Annotated in this window: 14 protein-coding genes; 6 read left to right on the forward strand and 8 right to left on the reverse strand. The window is 58.9% G+C overall.

All coding sequences use genetic code 11. The annotated features are described in order from the left end of the window. Positions 1-239, forward strand: a 239-nt coding sequence (locus tag HA46_RS17075) for a CorA family divalent cation transporter (RefSeq protein ID WP_280174263.1), incomplete at its 5' end; no start/stop codon positions are given. Between the two features lie 90 nt (positions 240-329). Here HA46_RS17075 and HA46_RS17080 read toward each other — a convergent pair. Next, positions 330-842, reverse strand: a complete 513-nt coding sequence (locus tag HA46_RS17080; RefSeq protein WP_084885657.1) for a GrpB family protein — start codon at positions 840-842, stop codon at positions 330-332. 275 nt (positions 843-1,117) lie between these two features. Between HA46_RS17080 and HA46_RS17085 the strand changes: the two genes are divergently transcribed. Beyond that, on the forward strand, positions 1,118-1,483 hold the full coding sequence (locus HA46_RS17085) for a hypothetical protein (RefSeq protein ID WP_244277535.1): 366 nt from the start codon (positions 1,118-1,120) through the stop codon (positions 1,481-1,483). 133 nt (positions 1,484-1,616) lie between these two features. Here the strand turns inward: HA46_RS17085 and HA46_RS17090 are convergent, their stop codons facing one another. From HA46_RS17090 to HA46_RS17100, 3 genes are all read right to left on the reverse strand, one after another. After that, positions 1,617-2,099, reverse strand: a complete 483-nt coding sequence (locus HA46_RS17090; RefSeq protein WP_084885609.1) for a glutathione peroxidase — start codon at positions 2,097-2,099, stop codon at positions 1,617-1,619. A gap of 67 nt (positions 2,100-2,166) precedes the next feature. Further along, positions 2,167-3,261: a L,D-transpeptidase family protein gene (locus tag HA46_RS17095; protein ID WP_033789118.1), complete on the reverse strand. Its 1,095-nt coding sequence runs from the start codon at positions 3,259-3,261 to the stop codon at positions 2,167-2,169. Between the two features lie 185 nt (positions 3,262-3,446). Beyond that, entirely contained in the window at positions 3,447-5,261 is a 1,815-nt protein-coding gene (locus HA46_RS17100) for a glycoside hydrolase family 15 protein (protein WP_084885612.1), read from the reverse strand. Between the two features lie 118 nt (positions 5,262-5,379). On the opposite strand from HA46_RS17100, the gene HA46_RS17105 reads away from it, so the two are divergent. Next, the gene (locus HA46_RS17105; protein WP_084885615.1) at positions 5,380-6,162 is read left to right on the forward strand and encodes an SDR family oxidoreductase; all 783 of its coding nucleotides are present in this window, start codon (positions 5,380-5,382) and stop codon (positions 6,160-6,162) included. Here HA46_RS17105 and HA46_RS17110 read toward each other — a convergent pair. Further along, entirely contained in the window at positions 6,159-6,734 is a 576-nt protein-coding gene (locus tag HA46_RS17110; RefSeq protein ID WP_033751534.1) for a DedA family protein, read from the reverse strand. The genes HA46_RS17105 and HA46_RS17110 overlap by 4 nt on opposite strands. Positions 6,735-6,943: 209 nt before the next feature. Between HA46_RS17110 and HA46_RS17115 the strand changes: the two genes are divergently transcribed. The 3 genes from HA46_RS17115 to HA46_RS17125 all read left to right on the forward strand — a co-directional run bounded on the left by HA46_RS17115 (position 6,944) and on the right by HA46_RS17125 (position 11,282). After that, positions 6,944-7,531: a Yip1 family protein gene (locus tag HA46_RS17115; RefSeq protein ID WP_033789155.1), complete on the forward strand. Its 588-nt coding sequence runs from the start codon at positions 6,944-6,946 to the stop codon at positions 7,529-7,531. 223 nt (positions 7,532-7,754) lie between these two features. Next, positions 7,755-8,702 carry a D-alanyl-D-alanine endopeptidase gene (pbpG, locus tag HA46_RS17120; protein ID WP_033751531.1) on the forward strand — a complete coding sequence of 316 codons (948 nt, stop codon included), beginning with the start codon at positions 7,755-7,757 and terminating at the stop codon, positions 8,700-8,702. 141 nt (positions 8,703-8,843) lie between these two features. Further along, entirely contained in the window at positions 8,844-11,282 is a 2,439-nt protein-coding gene (locus tag HA46_RS17125) for a DUF3772 domain-containing protein (RefSeq protein ID WP_084885618.1), read from the forward strand. 52 nt (positions 11,283-11,334) lie between these two features. Here HA46_RS17125 and HA46_RS17130 read toward each other — a convergent pair whose 3' ends face one another. The 3 genes from HA46_RS17130 to dld form a co-directional block, all read right to left on the reverse strand. Continuing rightward, positions 11,335-13,989: a beta-N-acetylhexosaminidase gene (locus HA46_RS17130; RefSeq protein ID WP_084885620.1), complete on the reverse strand. Its 2,655-nt coding sequence runs from the start codon at positions 13,987-13,989 to the stop codon at positions 11,335-11,337. 33 nt (positions 13,990-14,022) lie between these two features. Continuing rightward, complete coding sequence (gene chiP, locus HA46_RS17135) at positions 14,023-15,420, reverse strand: chitoporin ChiP (RefSeq protein WP_084885662.1); 1,398 nt, start codon at positions 15,418-15,420, stop codon at positions 14,023-14,025. A 303-nt stretch (positions 15,421-15,723) separates the two neighbouring features. After that, positions 15,724-17,436, reverse strand: coding sequence for a D-lactate dehydrogenase (gene dld / locus HA46_RS17140; protein ID WP_033789129.1), 1,713 nt, complete (start codon positions 17,434-17,436; stop codon positions 15,724-15,726). Positions 17,437-17,533: the final 97 nt, after the last annotated feature.

A 17,533-nucleotide genomic window follows, 5' to 3' on the forward strand; every position in this document is an offset into this window, starting at 1 on the left:
GGCTGCTGCAGGAGGAGATCGCCGCGCGCCTGATGGAGCAGAGCAACCGCACGCTGTTTCTGTTAACGGTCATCACCGTGCTGGCGCTGCCGATCAATATCGTCGCCGGCTTCTTCGGCATGAACGTCGGCGGCATCCCGCTGGCGGGCAATCCGCACGGCTTTTTGATTCTGGTGCTGGTGGTGCTGGCGTTTACCGTGGTGGCGGGCTGGCTGGCGCTGAGAAGGCCGCGGAGGTGAGGGGAAAGTGCGATGTTGAGGGGATTGCTGCATCTGACGTTAGGTATGCCCCTTATATCGAACATAGCATCTCGGCCACGAAATCTATCTCTAAAGTTCCCGGCCATTCAGCGCACGTTTTAAATGATCTTCTATAAAATTTGCTTTGAGCGCGCTATAGCGATGAACATCGTTTTTACTGAGGGATGCTGCTGCGTGTTTTATCTCTGCATACTTCTCAGCAATGCCTCTGTTTTTTCTCAGGTAATCACGGAAAGCAAGATGCCTTAATACCTGCATATCTCCAGCAGTAAATGCATGCACTTGATGACTACGTTGTTCACCGCCCTTAATGAAATATCTCCGCCCCGAAATCCCGTTTTCCCCTCGAGCAACATACCCGGCGCGGGCCATTGCAGAGTTATAGGTATCCAGTTCATTGATGTCGGAGACTTCCAGCATTATGTCGATTACGGGCTTTGCTGAGAGTCCAGGCACAGACGTACTGCCAATATGATAGATGCTTTTAACCACGCCACCGAGCAGTGTCTTTAACAGTAAACTTTCAGCTTCAAACATCTCAAGCCATTTATCATCGTAGGGCAAAATAACAATCGTCCGCATATAAGCATCTTCCTCAGGTTTGAGTATCCAACATGAAATCTTGGCCATGAATCATGATCCGGATGGCTACCTCTTACGCTTCAGCCAGTACATTGAATAAAGGACCAATAGCCGCTCCTGGCACAAAGCGGACATAACTTTACTGGCCCCCTTTTAACTGTCTGGTCTGCCGAACCACCTGAGTATCTTTGCTAATTAGGCTACCGATAAAGTGAGCTAAATTATTGTCTCCACGAGTCGATAGAGCTTATGATTTCTAAAAAGGATACGTTGTGATGACTTCATTTATTAATACCCTAAAGCGTCTTTTCGAAAAGCGTAACGAATCCAGCGTGCAAACTGCAGCGCTCTACTCCGATGAGCAGCTATTGAGCTGGGCACAGGGCTGCATGCTGGAAGGACTTCCTGATGATTTTTATGAAGCTCGCCTGGATTGTGAACGGATGCTACTTGCAGATGGAAAAACAGAATTAAGTGTGCGGCATCAATTTCGCCTGACTGCCGCTTCAAATTTTGAGCGTTTTTCGCCAGCTGATGATCTCTATCCAGTGCAGTGTATTGAAAAGGTACTTCAGTGTGAAAGCTGGCGTAAAGCTTCGCTGGTATTTAGTCCTCGAAAAGCTTCTTTTAGTTGGCAGTAGAGTTGAACGTCAGAATCAATCTCTACAGGTAGCAGGTACCAGTGAGCTACCTGCTCACAAAGACTTATGGCCGCTTCGAACGAAGAGGCGACAAAATGACGCTAAGAGTAACTGATTCAAATTACCCTGGCGCTTAGCTCTCAAGCGCCGCACGGATAGCCGCTTCCATTTTTTCGGGAGGCGTGATCGGCGCAAAACGCTTGAGCGGTTTGCCGTCGCGCCCGATGAGGAATTTGGTAAAGTTCCATTTAATGCGCCCGCCCAGCACGCCGGGCAGCGCCTCTTTCAGATAACCAAACACCGGGTGCGTTAAGTGGCCGTTGACCGCCACTTTCTCGAACATCGGAAAGCTGACGCCATAGTTGACGTGGCAGGTCTGCGCGATCTCGTCGGCCCCGCCGGGCTCCTGCTTACCGAACTGGTTACAGGGAAAACCCAGCACCATCAGCCCCTGGTCGGCGTACTTCTTGTAAAGCCTTTCAAGACCTGCGTACTGCGGCGTAAACCCGCAGTGGCTGGCGGTATTGACCACGAGAACCAGCTTGCCGGCGTAGTCGGCCATAGAGACAAGCTCGCCGCGCAGGCTGTTGGCGGCAAGTTGATGGAAAGCGCTCATGTCGAAATCCTCAGAATAAAAAAGCCCGCAGAAGCGGGCTTTTAAAACAGCGATGAACCAACAACCCTTACGAAGGATTATTAACCGGAGCCGGAGCCGGAGCAGCAGGCTGCGCCTGCGGTGCGGCATTCGGGTCAACAACGTTCGCGCCCTGCGGCGTAACCGGCGTCATCGGCTCTTCTTTCGGCTGCGCGCCCGGCGCTTCCGGTACTTCGGTCGGCGCGGTCTGCACGCTGTCGGCAACGCCGTTGACTTTGGTCGGCATGCCGGTGCGGTTCTGAATCGCCGCGTTGACCTGATCCTGGCTGACGCTGGCGTCGGTGATCACTTTCGTTACCGCAGAGGTCAGGGTGATCGGCACCACTTCGCGCGAGTTGAACTGCTCTTCGGTAGTAGAGAGCGGGTTATGCACCTCTACGTAGCGCGAACCGTCCGGCTCCACCGTCGCTTTAACCGGCTGGTCGATAAACTGCACGCGCGTGCCGACCGGCACGTTCTCAAACAGCCATTTGATATCGTCGGCGCGCAGACGCACGCAGCCGTGGCTGACGCGCAGGCCGATACCGAAGTTGGCGTTGGTGCCGTGGATGGCGTACAGACGACCGATATAGAGCGCGTAAAGGCCCATCGGGTTGTCTGGACCGGCCGGGAAGACTTCCGGCAGGTTCTCGCCGCGCGAGGCGTACTCTGCGTGCATCGCTTTGGTCGGCGTCCAGGTCGGGCCCGCTTTCTTGCGCTGTACGGTCGTCGTCCAGTTGATCGGCGTATCTTTACCTAACTCGCCGATACCGATCGGCAGAACCACAACGGTTTTGGTGCCTTTCGGGTAGTAGTAGAGGCGCATTTCCGCGCTGTTGATCACGATGCCTTCACGCGGGGCGTCAGGCAGGATCAACTGCTGCGGAATGATCATTTTTTTACCCGCCTGCGGCAGATAGACGTCCATGCCCGGGTTGGCTTCCAGCATATTGCTGAGGCCCATCTGGTACTGCGCTGCAAAGGCTTCCAGCGGCAGTTTGTTGTCCTGAGGGACGGTAATCTCAATATTTTGCCCAACCAGACGGCTGTTGGCGGCTGGTAAAGGGTAAACCACAGCGAAGGCGGACTGACTGAATGCAGCCAGCGCCAGAGCCATTGATGCGAACGCGCGAATCATTTTCATATTTTACAAGTCGTTATGGCCTGTTAGCAGGCTTGTCAGTTTATCGAACCCGTACCGGTCAGCGTGGCCGGCTGCACATTATATGGGCATTGTTTCGATGTTGTGAATCAGGATTTTAGCAGCCATCGCAGACTTTAGGTATCCAGCTGTGTTATCGGGCCTCCTTGCCGCGATAACGAAGCCGGTCAGGGCTGCCATAAGGTCACTTCGCCGCTCAGCTTGCGGTTGAGAAAAAAGGCGGCGCTGATCAGGGCCAGATGGGTCAGCGCCTGCGGCATATTGCCCAGCGCGCGGCCGTGATTGTCGAACTCCTCGGCGTACAACCCCAGCGGATTGGCGTAGCTCAGCAGCTTCTCAAACTCGAAATGCGCCTCGTGGATGCGGCCGGCGCGCGCCAGACACTCCACATACCAGAACGAACAGGCGCCGAAAGAGCCCTCTGAGCCGCTCAGGCCGTCGGCAGGCGTCTCGTCGATATTGTAGCGGCGCACCATTCCGTCACTCACCAGTTCGCGCTTGATGGCGTCGAGCGTCGACAGCCACTCGGGATCGGTCGCGCCGACGAAGCGCACCAGCGGCATCAGCAGCATTGAGGCGTCGAGATGGTTGCCGTGACGCGTCGAGACGAAATGGCCGCGCTCGGCGTTCCAGAAATTTTGCCAGATATCGGCGCGGATCTCGCTGCGCGCGCTGTCCCAGCGGGCGTAGGGCATCGGCAGCGATCGCTTCATGCCGAGGCGCAGCGCGCGGTCCAGCGCCACCCAGCACATCAGGCGTGAATGAAGAAAATGTTCAGGTTCGCCGCGCATCTCCCAGATCCCGGCGTCGGGCTGGTTCCAGCTTTCGCACACCATATCGATCATCTGCGCCACGTTTCGCCAGCCGCGCTCCGAAATCGCCTCGCCATACTTGTTCGCCAGGTAGACCGCATCCATCAGCTCGCCGTAAATATCGAGCTGCGTCTGCTGCCAGGCGTCGTTGCCGATGCGCACCGGCCGCGAGTCGGCGTAGCCGGAGAGGTTCAGCAGTTCGATCTCGTGCAGCTCGATGCCGCTGTCGAGGCGATACATCACCTGCAGGCGCATCTCGTCGTGGTGGCTGTTCTCGACGCAGCGGCCGACCCAGCGGGTGAAGTTTTTCGCTTCGTCGACATAGCCGAGGCGCATCAGCGCATACATACTGAACGAGGCGTCGCGGATCCAGGAGGCGCGATAGTCCCAGTTGCGCTCGCCGCCCAGCTCTTCCGGCAGGCCGAAAGTCGCGGCGGCGGCGATAGAGCCGTGCTGGCTGGAGGTCAGCAGCTTCAGCGCCAGCGCCGAGCGCTGCACCATCTCCTGCCAGCGTCCGCTGTAGTTGCTTTTTTTGCTCCAGCGCCGCCAGTAGTCGAGGGTCTCTTCGAAGCAGATTTCCGTAGCGACATCGCCGATGCGCGGGTCATCCTGGTTGCCGAACTCGAACTCGACATGCTCGCCTGACTGGAGTTCAAAACGCGCCGTCGCGGCGTCCGCCTCGCAGACCAGCGGCACGGTGGCGGCGAGCCGCAGCGTCGGCTGATTCTCCGCGTAAAAATCGATGCAGTCGCCGGCGGCCTGCGCGCGGGTTTCGGCGCGGGCGTAGTCGTGACGCGGCGCGCAGCGCATGTTAAACCAGGCGCTGCCGCGCACCATTTTGATCCGGCGCACCAGGCGCGGCTGCTTTTTCTCGTCGTCGCAGATAGGCATATAGTCGGTGATCTCCGCGACGCCTTCCGCACCCAGCCAGCGCGTCTGCAGAATATTGGTGTCGGGCAGATAGAGCTGCTGGCGCCGCACGTTTTCCCACTCCGGCGCCAGCGAAAAAAGCCCGGCGTCGTCGCTGTCGAGCAGCGCGGCGAACACCGACGGGCTGTCGAGCGCCGGCCAGCAGAGATAGTCAATGGTGCCGTCGTTGGCTACCAGCGCGCAGGTGCGCAGATCGCCAATGATGCCGTGATCTTCGATCGGGCGTTTTATCGTGCTCATCCTCATCTCCATAGCGGGCAATCTGTTAACTATAGACAAAGCGGCATAAGCGGCTGCGGCTGGACATCACCGGATTGCTTCTATACTTCAGCTTACCCGATACCCTGAGGAGGCAATCATGACCACACCACACAACAAAGTCGCCGTCGTTACCGCATCTGACTCCGGCATTGGCCGCGCCAGCGCGCTGATGCTGGCGGAGCAAGGCTACGATATCGGCATCACCTGGCGTTCCGATGAAGAGGGCGCGCAGGAGACGGCGCGTTTGGTGCGCGACAAAGGCCGCCGCGCGGAACTGATCCACCTCGACCTCGCCGATCCGCAAGAGGGCGGCCGCTCGCTTTCGGCGCTGATCGACAAGCTGGGCCGCATCGACGCGCTGGTCAACAACGCAGGGGCAAACGCCAAATCGGAATTCCTCGATACGCCGTTTGAGGAGTGGCGCAAGGTCTTCAGCGTCGATGTCGACGGCGCCTTTATCTGCGGGCAGATCGCCGCGCGCAAAATGGTGGAGCAGGGCGACGGCGGACGCATTATCAACATCACCTCGGTGCATGAGCATACGCCGCTGCCCGACGCCGTCGCCTACACGGCGGCGAAGCACGCCATGGGCGGCCTGACTAAATCGATGGCCATCAGCCTGATTAAACACAATATTCTGGTGAACTCGGTGGCGCCAGGCGCCATCGCCACGCCGATGAACAATATGGGTGACGGCGACGCGCAGAAAATCAAAACGCCGGAGATCCCGATTGGACGGCCGGGGGACGTGCGTGAAATCGCCAGCCTGGTGGCCTGGCTCTGTTCAGAGTGGGCCAGCTACACCACCGGGCAATCGTTTATCGTCGACGGCGGCTTTATGCTGGCCAATCCGCAATTTTACGGCGGCAAAGATATCTAGCCGGCGCGGCGGGTGTTCCAGCGACGGATCACCCAGCGCAGGGCGAAGGCGAAGACCACCGCCGCGACCAGCCACAGAATATGCTTCAGGTGCTGGTCGAGTTTGTGCAGCCACGGGGCGATAATGCCGCCGGCAAAGTAGCCCAGGGCGACGAAAATCGTCGCCCAAATCGCAGCGCCGATAATATTGAGCAGCAGAAATTTCAGCGGCTTCAGGTGGCTGGCGCCGATGATGATTGGGCCAATAATGCGGAAGCCGTACATAAAGCGCACGCCGATAACGAACAGGCTGGGATGACGCTGGATAAGCCGGTTGGCTTTACGCACCTTGTCCTGATGTTTTTTCAGCTTGCGCAGAATTTTCGTGCCGTAGCGACGGCCGATCCAGTAGAGCAGTTCATCGCCGATAATGCCGCCGGCCATCGCCGCCAGCACCACGCCGACAAAGTTGAGCAACCCCTCATGGGCCGCCACGCCGCCCAGCAGCGTAAAGGTTTCCCCTTCGGCGATACAGCCGATCAGCAGCGCCAGATACCCGTATTGCGTGATTAATCCGTTGATATCGAAATGCAAAAGTAAACTCCCTGTTCGGTCAGCGATTCCTACATTCTATACCGCTTCGGCCAATCCTTCAGGCAGCCGGCTCGTTCGATCACAATTTTTCGTCCGATTTCCTCGCGCTGGCTACAAAAGCAGCAATGCCGTTTATACTTCAAGGAATGCTGCCTGAGGGATCGGCGACGCGGATTCTGGGCGGCCTTTCGCATCTGCGAGGTGATGATATGAATCATGTCTGGGGTCTTATGGCGCATCCCGATCGGGAAATGCGCGATATCAAGCAAGAGAATGAAAGCGTTTCGCACCATTACACCCACCACGTTCTGCTGATGGCGGCGATCCCGGTGATCTGCGCCTTTATCGGCACTACGCAGCTGGGCTGGAATCTGGGCGATGGGCAGTTTGTTCAGCTAAACCTGTTGACCGGCATTGCGCTCGGCGTGCTCTTTTATCTGATTATTTTAGGCGGCGTGGCGGTCATGGGCCGCGTCATTCACTGGATGGCGCGCGACTATCCGCAGCGGCCCAGCGTGCAGCGCTGTACGGTCTTCGCCGGCTATGTCGCCACGCCGCTGTTTCTGAGCGGCATTGTGGCGCTCTATCCGCTGGTCTGGCTCTGCGTGCTGGCGGGCGCGCTGGCGCTGGTCTATACCGGCTATCTGCTCTATATCGGCATTCCGCTGTTCTTGAATATCGACCGTGACGAGAGCCTGCGTTTTTCCGGCTCGACGCTGGCGATTGGGGTGCTGGTATTCGAAGTGCTGCTGGCGCTGACCGTGGTGCTGTGGGGCTACGGGCCGCGGCTGTTTTAACCTTCCGGCCAACCGCGCCGACGGCGGATAAAGCGCTCCGCTGCGCAAAGCGTCCTGTGACAGAAATGTCCGGGACGTTTTTTTTTAACGCCCGGAAACATTCTCGCCAGGAAATTTCTTACGCTTCCGCGTATTATGCTGCTGCCAGCCTCCGCGTGGTCGGATCTGCGGCGGGCGGCCTGTGTAAAACACGGCGTACTATCTTAATCGGTCTTTTTATAAGATGCCTGTAACCATTCGCTATTCACTGCTTTCGCTGGCGCTGCTGTTCGGCGGCCAGGCGGCTATCGCGCCCGCGCAGGCGGCTACGTCTCTTTCTCAGCTGGCGCCGGTCGCCGAGCCGCAAATCGCCTCAGGCAGCGCGATGATTGTCGATCTCAACACCGGGAAAGTGCTGTTTTCCAGCCATCCCAATCGCGTACGGCCTATCGCCTCTATCACCAAGCTGATGACGGTGATGGTGGCGCTGGATGCGAAGCAGTCGCTTGATGAGCGAATTTCGGTGGATATCAGCCACACGCCAGAAATGCGCGGCGTCTTTTCCCGCGTCAAGCTCAACAGCGAAATCAGCCGCCGCAATATGATGCTGCTGGCGCTGATGTCGTCGGAGAACCGCGCGGCGGCCAGCCTGGCGCATCACTATCCCGGCGGCTACGACGCCTTTATCCGCGCCATGAACGCCAAAGCGCGCGCGCTGGGCATGACCCATACGCGCTACGTTGAGCCGACCGGCCTGTCGACGCAGAACGTTTCCAGCGCGGAAGACCTGGTTAAGCTGCTGCGCGCCACGCGCGACTATCCGCTGTTGGGCGAGCTGAGCACTACGAAAGAACAGACCGCGGTCTTCACCCATCCGAGCTACGCGCTGCCTTTCCGCAACACCAACCATCTGGTCTATAAAAACGACTGGCGCATTCAGCTCACCAAAACCGGCTATACCGACGAAGCAGGACACTGCCTGGCGATGCGCACCACGATCAATAACCGGCCGGTGGCGCTGGTGGTGCTGGACGCCTTCGGCAAATATACCCACTTCGCCGACGCCAACCGTCTGCGCGACTGGCTGGAAACCGGCAAGGCTGCGCCGGTGCCGGCGGCAGCGCTCGCCTATAAAAAACAGAAGGCGGGGCTGGTGGTGAACAACGTCCACGGCGCGGCGGTGGTGGAATAACCCTTTACCGGCGTCCGCGCGCGGACGCCGCAACCTGTTCGACGAGAACGGCCAGCATTCCTATAGTTTCCCGGTGCGCCTGCCCCTAAACTACGCGCCAACGCGATGGTCGTTCGACTGAATTTGTGCTGGAACCTCTATATGTTTACGTTACGCCTCTTTTTACCGCTGCTGATGCTGCTGACGGCGACGCTGTTCCCCTTCTGCAGCATGGCAGACGACGATGCGGCCGATGCCGCGCAGCAAGCTGACGCCGCGCCCAAAGTGAACGCGGCGGTTGAACTGCCGAAAATGCAGAAGGTCCTCGACAAGATCAAAGGTCAGGTGTCAGGGCAGACCAACGAAAACCAGCTGACGCAGCTCAACGAGCTGGCGCTGGAGCTGTCGGGCAACGCCGATACGCTCGCGCAGGCGCTGCAGCCGCAGCGTCAGCAGCTCGACGCGCAGCTGGCTGTGCTGGGCCCCGCGCCTAAAGCGGACAGCGGCGTGAAAGAGACGCCGGAGGTGACGCGCAAGCGCAGCTCGCTGGAGTCGCAGAAGAGCAAGCTGGACGATCAGATCAAGCAGGCGGACGGCATTAAAAACAGCGCTCTGATGCTCTCATCGCAGATCACCAACCTGCGCCGCGATCTGATGAAAACCCAGCTGGCGCTTAACTCTGGCAGTATTCTCGGTCCGCGCTTTTGGGCGCCGCTGTTTGTGAAGCAGGATCTCGACAACGAGAAGATCGACGGCTTCCTGCAGGATTTGCAGGATACCGCCGCGCTGTCGTGGGAGCCGGGCTACCGTTTCGGCACCGTCGCCTGGCTGCTGGCGGCGATGCTGGTGATGACGCTGGGACGCCGCTACAGCGAAGAGTTCCTCGCCTGGATCAGCATCCACAAAATGCCGGAAGGGCGGCTGCGCCGCAGCTTCCTCGCCGCGGCGATCGCCCTGACCACGCTGGCGGCAGTGGTGCTGACCTTTAATTTTACCGCGCTGGCGTTCGCGCGCCGGGATGAGGTCTCCGGCGACGTGCAGGACTTCGTGGTCAGTCTGGTGAAGCTCAGCGTCTTCTGCGGCCTGATCGCCGGTCTGGGACGGGCTTTTCTCTCGACGCGGCGTCCGAGCTGGCGTCTGCCCGCCCTCTCTAACGAGGTGGCGATGGCGCTGAAGCCGTTCCCGCCGATTACCGCCGCGCTGGTGTTTATTTTCCAGACGGTAGAGAATTTTAACTACACCGTCGGCACCAGCCTGAACACCACGATTTTCGCCAACGGCCTGACGGCGCTGCTAATCGGCAGCACCGCGCTGGCGATCAGCATGCGCACCAACCGCGTGCGCCGCCGCATGGCCCAGGAGGGCAATGCGCCGGAAGTGCGCTCAACGCTGGTGGGGCTGATTCAGATGGCGCTGACGCTGACCGCGGTCGCCATTCTGCTGTCGCTGATTATTGGCTACGTTACGCTGGCACGCTTCCTGAGTTACGAGGTGGTGTGGTGCGGCATTCTGTTCGGCTCGTTCTACTTCCTCAGCCATCTGGTCAATGACGGCTGCGAGAGCCTCTTTTCCGTCAACAGCCTGACCGGCCGACGGCTGCAAACCTCGCTCAACATCGACGAGCGCCATCTGCAGCAGGCGGCGACGCTGCTGGCCGCGCTGGGCAAAACGCTGCTGATCGGCTTTGTGGCGCTGGCATTGCTTAACGGCACCTTCGCCTCGTCGACGCCGATCGAGCTGCTGCAAAAAGCGATTGAGTTCTGGGGCGGCAAAGGGCTGGAGTCGCTGAACATCGTGCCGGCGCACATGGTCAACGCGATTATCTGTCTGGTGGTGGGCATCTACGTGCTGCGCAGCGTGCGCCGCTGGCTCGACAACGATTTCCTGCCGAAGACCACCATGGACGCCGGCATGCGCGTATCGCTGATCACGCTGTTCAGCAATATCGGCTACGTGCTGGTGATCCTGCTGACGCTGTCGATTATGGGCCTGCAGTGGAACAAGCTGGCATGGATCGTCAGCGCGCTGTCGGTAGGTATCGGTTTTGGCCTGCAGGAGATCGTAAAGAACTTTATCTCCGGCTTGATCCTGCTGACCGAGCGGCCGGTAAAGGTGGGCGATCTGGTGACCATCAGCGGCATCGAGGGCGATATCCGCCGCATCAACGTGCGCGCCACCGAGATCCAGCTGGGCGACAAATCAACGGTGATCGTGCCCAACTCGCAGTTCATCTCGCAGAACGTGCGCAACGCGACTATGGGCAACGCGCAGGGCGTAGTGACCATTACGCTGACCTTCCCGCTCAATATCGATCCGGTGCGGGTGCGCGAGCTGCTGCTGGAGGTTTATAACGAGAACGAGCGTATTCTCGACACGCCGGAGCCGTCGGTCTCCTTTAAGGATCTGACGGCGCAGGGCATCGTGCTGAGCGTCACCGGCAACGTCGCCAGTCAGCGGCAAATTTCCGGCGCGAAGAGCGACCTGCTGTTCGATATTCTGACGCGCCTGCGCAAAGAGGGCATTGTGCTGTCGACGCCGCAGACCATGATTATTGAGCGCCGCCAGCAGATGGCGGAGCAGGCGGCCGATCCGCTGCCCTGATTTACGCGTAAAAAGAAGGCTTCCAGAGGGAAGCCTTCTTTTTATTCTTCAGTCAGAGTGTTTCCACCCGGCTGAATCGCTTGCCGTCTGGGCTAAGGGTGCGGACCTTAACCGGCCCGGAGACGGAAGGGCGCTCATCAGGGGAGTAGCGCCGCCAGCTGGCGCCGTTATCTGTACTGTACTCTAGCGGCAGGCCGGGCAGTTCAACATTCATCTCCAGCACGCCGTCAACGATTTTGGCGCCGGGCTGCGGCAGTAGCCAGGGGATGCCAGCGCGTTCAAGCTTCGCCAGTTCGCGCTGGCCCAGCAGGCTGGCGAAGCGCTGCCAGTCTTTGTTAAGCAGGCTCTGATCGACCCAGCGCGTTTTGCCGCCGCTAAACTCGCGGCCGGGCTGGTAATCAAGCTCCCACTCGGCGCGATGCCAGGCGCGTTCGGCCGCCGCCAGCAGCCGGGGATAGATCATATGTTCCATTTGGGCATCGGTGCGCACCGTTTCGCTCCACAGCTGCGCAGAGAGGCCGTAAGCGCCGGGCCAGGGTTTGTCCGATTTGGCGCTGAAGGAGCGGCCGTCGCGATCTACTGAGGTCTCCGCATTCTGAGGCAGGTTGTCCGGCGCGAAGCTAAACACCTTTCGCTCATCGCTGTAGCGCGTGCCCCAGTAATAGCCGCGTTCAAGGGGATTCACCTCGCTGGGGAAATCGAGATAGAGGTAATCGGGATTCGAGACCACGACATCGTAGCCTTTTTGCGCCCAGTCGGCTGCGCTGTCGTACCCGCCCCAGTAGAGCGTATCCCAGAAATTAACCGCTACGCGCGAGGTAGCGAAAGCCTGCGCGTCTTCTGCGTCTTTCAATCCGTCCTGCCAGGCCTGCATGCGTTCAATGCCGTGCTGATTGACCAACTGACTGACTTTCAGCGCGAAGTGGCTTGGCAGATGGGCGAGATCTTTTACCGTGCCCGCTTTCACCAGGGCCCGGCAAGCGGCAGATTTAGCCCAGGGTTTATCTTCTTTGCTCCAGTCCCGAAGGCCGGTGCCCGGCTTTGGCGCTTTGCGGTCGCTGTAGCCTGCGCCAAAGCGGATATTTTTCGCCTCGTCGCCGCCAAAGTGCCAGGTTGAGAGCGGCTGGCCCGCTTCACGATGCATCGCCTGAAATTCACTGACGATCTTATCGACAAAGCGAGCGGACGAATCGAGGCAGGGGTTGAGGTAGCTGGTGCGATCGTAGAGCTGCACGGAGGTGGTGTTGGAGCTGTCCGTGGGATCCAGCAGGCGGAATTCTCTGGCGCCTGCCGCATCGCCCGCCTGCATCAGACGGCGATAGCGTGCTTCCATTGCTATAACCGCCGCACGCGCATGCGCGGGCATATCGATCTCTGGAATCACGGTAATGTGGCGGGCGCTGGCGTAGCGCACTATCTCGATATAGTCGGCGCGGCTAAAGTAGCCGCTGCCGTTGTTGTCGCTGAACGGACCGGAGCCGAGCTGCGGCAGCAGGCAGCGCTGTTCGCTCAGATCGTGACAGCGTTTGCCGCCGACCTCTGTCAGCTCCGGCAAGCCGGGAATCTCAATACGCCAGCCTTCGTCATCGCTGAGATGAAAGTGGAAAGTATTCATTTTCCAGGCGGCCATCTCATCAAGTAAACGTAATACGGCCGCTTTGCTGTGGAAGTTGCGCGCCACGTCCAGAAATGCGCCGCGGTAGGCAAAGCGCGGCGCGTCGCTCGCCGTCAGCGTGGCGATCTGCGGCGCGCCCTGCGCAGGCAGCAGCGACAGAATCGACATTGCGCCGTAGAAGAGTCCGGCGGGGTCAAAGGCGATAATCTGCGCGCCATCCTTTTTGATCTCCAGCTGATATGCGCCGGGTCGAGCCAGCGCGCCGCTAAAGGCGCCGGCCCGGATTTCCCCCTTAATCGCATAGCCTGTCGGGTTTTCCGGGACATTGAGCCGGGCGAAACGCTGGTTAAGCGCCGCGTGGCTCTCCGCGCTAAGGCCATTGAGTTGCAGAGCGATGCCGCGGCTGAGATCGGCATCCGCGTCATGCACCTCTACTCTGAGCGGTGTTGGGATAATCTGCCCGCGTAGCGTAGCGGCGGGCAGGGGAGTGATATCGCGGTTTTTATCAAAGCGGCTGGCGGGTTGCATTAGCACGTTCTGGTCATCGGCGGTGCGTTTCCACTGCGCGCCGAAGGGCTCGACGAAACGCGTCAGATCCTCGGTATCGGTGCTGCGGATGATTTTTGGCGCGGCATCGCCAGCGGTGACATACCAGCGCGGCATCACATCGGTGATAAAAAGTTGCCAGTACTCATTGATAATGGGGATGTCTACCGACTCGCCAGCGGCGATACCTTTAAACTTGCTGGTGGGCTCCAGCCGAGTGAGATCGCCGACCAGATGAGTCATTTTGAACTGATCGTTCTCTACACGCAGCGTCTGGTGGACGTTGCTCATGTAGATCGCCCAGTTCTTACTGCTCAGCGCAGGGCCGTTATTGGTCAGCGTAATGGTGGCGCGATTGCAGGCGGCCCAGTCGGCGCCAAGCGCGGCGCAATCGACGCCGTGGCTTGCCGCCTGGTTGTCCGTTACCTTATAGCTGACGCCGAATGCGCTGATTTGATCGACGACCTGCTGGTCTGGCGTATTGCCGTAGGCCGTCAGGCTAAGCAGGCTGGCGGCTATCACGCTGAGTGTTGCTCTTTTCTTCATCTTCTATCCTTAGACTTAACGGGCCGACAGGCCTCAAAGCAGGGTGAAAGGCGCAATCACCATAAATTTCACATCATGTTCATCCTGGAAGATATTGCCGTAGCCGCCGCTGTAGCTGGGAAGGCTGGAGTGATTGTCGTAGCGGCTATAGTGCAGTTTGAATTGCGTATCTTTGCCGAGACCCTGCGGGATGGTATAGGCCAAATCGAGATTCCATGCCGATTCCCGCAGGCGCTGGCGCTGATCGAAAGCGGGGTTGCCTGATGGCCTGGCGTCCCAGCCCCAGGCGTAAGAGGTGCCGACCTTCCACCCATCGAGACGCCACGGCGAAAGATCCAGCATGACGCCAGCAAAAAGCGCTTTTTCTCCATTGGCGTTCCAGTCAGAACGGGAATCCCACCAGATATCGAGACGTCCATTGGAGCTGGCATAGCCGGGCGTCATGCGCTGTAAAAAAAAGCCCTGATTGCCTTTTGCCTTGACCCAGGTGCCTTCCAGCCGCAGATCGACCGGCCCCAGGGTGTAGCCGATCGTCATCGCCTGCAGCCAGGCCAGCCCGTCATAGACGCTGTTGACGTTGCTTGCGCCGCCGTCGGCTTTATCGCGCGCGCCGTAGAACTGATAGCTGGTGCGCAGATCGTTGCCCGCCAGCGGAAGGTTCCAGGAGAGCCGGGTGAAATATTGATCCATATAATGAGCGGCCTGACCAAATGCGCCCTCCAGCGATAGCCTGTCGTTAAAGGCGTATTTAGCGCCAATGGAGTGCAGATAGCTGACGCCGGTTTTACCGTCGGCCTGACGGAAGTCGTACAGGCGCGTATACCAGGGCGCCTTATATTTGTCGCTCCACATATAGGAAAGAGATAACGTGCCGGCACCGGCGAAATGATATTTCGCGCCTGTTTCAACGCCGCGATAGGTGCCAGGCAGAAAGCTCCAGTGAGGGGCCAGCAAGGTTTGACCTGTCGGCTGAATATAGCCTGCGCGCAGCCAGTAATCGTTATATTTTCCTTTCAGCGCGGCTTTATAAATGCTGGCGCCGTTTTTATCTCCGCTCCATTTTTCATTCCAGCGCGTGCGCGCATCGCTAAAGCCAATTTCATTGGGCGCCGCAGGGCCGCCGTCGAATATTTCTAACGCGCTGAAAACGCCGACATCGACGCCGATGATATCGGCGGCGAAACCCGACTGATAATCAAGTGCGGCGTTAAATGTGGCATGATGAAGATTCTGTTGGTATTTGCCGTAATGCGGGCTGTCGGTGAGCAGATCTTTTCTGTCGCGCTGACGCTGCCAGTAATAAAGCGTTCCGGTAACGGAAGAGGCTTCAATAAAACCGGCTGGCTGAGCGGGCGCGGCGAAAGTAGAGGTGCCCTGGATAAGAAAAAGAAAAATAAAACTCGTGACGTAGTTTTTACAGGAGGTAGTCATAATCATTCCTTCCTGGAATGGAAAATAATAAGAGGCCTGATTTAAAGTCGTGCCGATCCTATTTTTCGCGACGCGAATTATCAATTGAGTGGCGTGCTTGCTGTGAGCAGCTACGCAAAATTAGAACGGTCAAAAAGGGCAGGCCTGTTAATAATATGTATTGATGCGGGCTTTTTTTATTTAATTTGGCGCGTCGATAACGGCAGAGAGGCCATATTAATTTAGCGGGTTGAATAAGTTGCTGCGCATCGGCTGGCGCAGGGAATAAGCCCCCCAGTCAGAGGCTTATTCAGAAGAGCGCACCTAAGGCTGCTTCACCGCCCAGCCTTTACGCTTGCTGGTTTTGCCAATGCCCGGATTAAAGGTATTGGTAGGATCGAGCCGACGATAGAATTCCGCCAGCTGCGGCTTCGCCCGATAAAGATGGCCGACGTTATGCTCCGCCGGATACTCTGCGCCGCGCGCCTCTAAAAGCGCCAGCATTTGCTCCTTCAGCGCATGCGCGTCCACCCCTTTTTTCACAATGTAATCCTGATGAAAAACGTGGCAGAAAAAGTGGCCGTAATAGAGGCGATGGCTCAGCGACTGGGTAATTTCCGGCGGCAGGGTTTCAAACCAGTCGCGATCGTTGCGTCGCAGCGCGATATCGAGCGCCAGAATATCCTCTACCTCGTCGGCGTGCACCGCGTGATAGCGCACCGCCGCGCCCGCCGCGGCGAAACGATGCAGAAAGGCGTGCGCGCCCTCTTTGCCTTCGCACTCGAAAAACGCGCCGCCGCCTTCGCGGAAATACTCTTTCAGATAGTCGCGCGCCTCGTCGACGCCCGCGCCGGACATCTTCAGCAGCAGGTGATGCGCGTATTTATCGCGATACTGCTTCATGCGCTTCGGCAGATGCGCCGGAAAGAGGGCGCTGACGCGCTGCAGCAGGCGATCGGTCAGGTGCGGCTTAACGAAGCTCAGCTTCGCCAGCCAGGCGTCAACGCGGCCCTTCAGCGTGAAAAACAGCGGCATCTTGTCGGTGCCGAGCTTGTCGATCATCAGAAAGGTATCTTTGCCGTAGACTTCGGCAATGTCGTAAATATCGCGATGCATATATTCGCCCGCCACCGGCAGATGGGTGAAGTGGGCGAGAATATGGCGGCGAATATCGCTCAGCACCGCCGGATCGTTGGTGCCGATATAGAACACCTGCTGCTGCGGTTCGCTGGGGAAGGTATCCAGCCGCACGGCGAATACCGCCAGCTTGCCCGCGCAGCCGGAGGCTTCAAATAGCCGACGCGCATCGGCGTTGAAGCGCGCCGGCGTATCGGCGTCAACGTGCCGCACGCGGTCGGCATAGTCGGGGTCGGAGGCGTGGCGTCCGTCGTGCTGCACATCTTCCGCTCGCCAGCGCTCATCGTCCAGACGGCCGAGCATCTCTTCCGGCGACGCGCCGAGATCGATGCCGAGATGGTTCACCAGCTTCAGCTTGCCCTGCTCGTCCACCTGGGCGAACAGCGCCATCTCGCTGTAGGCCGGGCCGCGTTTGATCAGCGAACCGCCGGAGTTATTGCAGACGCCGCCCAGCACCGAGGCGCCGATGCAGGAGGAGCCGATCACCGAATGGGGCTCGCGGTTAAGCGGCTTCAGCGTTTTCTCCAGCTGATAAAGGGTGCTGCCGGGAAAGGCGAGCACCTGTTTGCCGTCGTCGATCAGCTGCAGCTTATCGAGACGCCGCGTGCTGATAATCACCACCGGCCGATCGTAGTCGTTGCCGCTGGGCGTCGATCCCTCCGTCAGACCGGTATTGGCCGCCTGCATCAGGATAATGGCGTCGGCGCTGACCAGGGTCTGCAGCACGCGCCACAGCTCCAGCAGGGTGCCGGGAAAGACCACCGCCAGCGCCTCGCCTTCGCCGGAGCGAAAGCCTTTGCGGTAGCGCGCGGTCTGCTCCTGATCGGTAAGCAGGTGGGAGGCGCCAACGTGGCGGCGCAGATCGGAGAGTAAAGCGGAATGAGACGCTGGATGGATCATGTGCAACTCCCTTGTCATTACATGGCGCCATTACTGTAGCACGTCAGGGAAAACCACGGCGCAGTGTGACGCTGACGGCTACCTGCTATCCTCAACT

Origin of the sequence: Pantoea septica (genome assembly GCF_002095575.1) — a bacterium.
In the GTDB taxonomy this organism is placed as follows: domain Bacteria; phylum Pseudomonadota; class Gammaproteobacteria; order Enterobacterales; family Enterobacteriaceae; genus Pantoea; species Pantoea septica.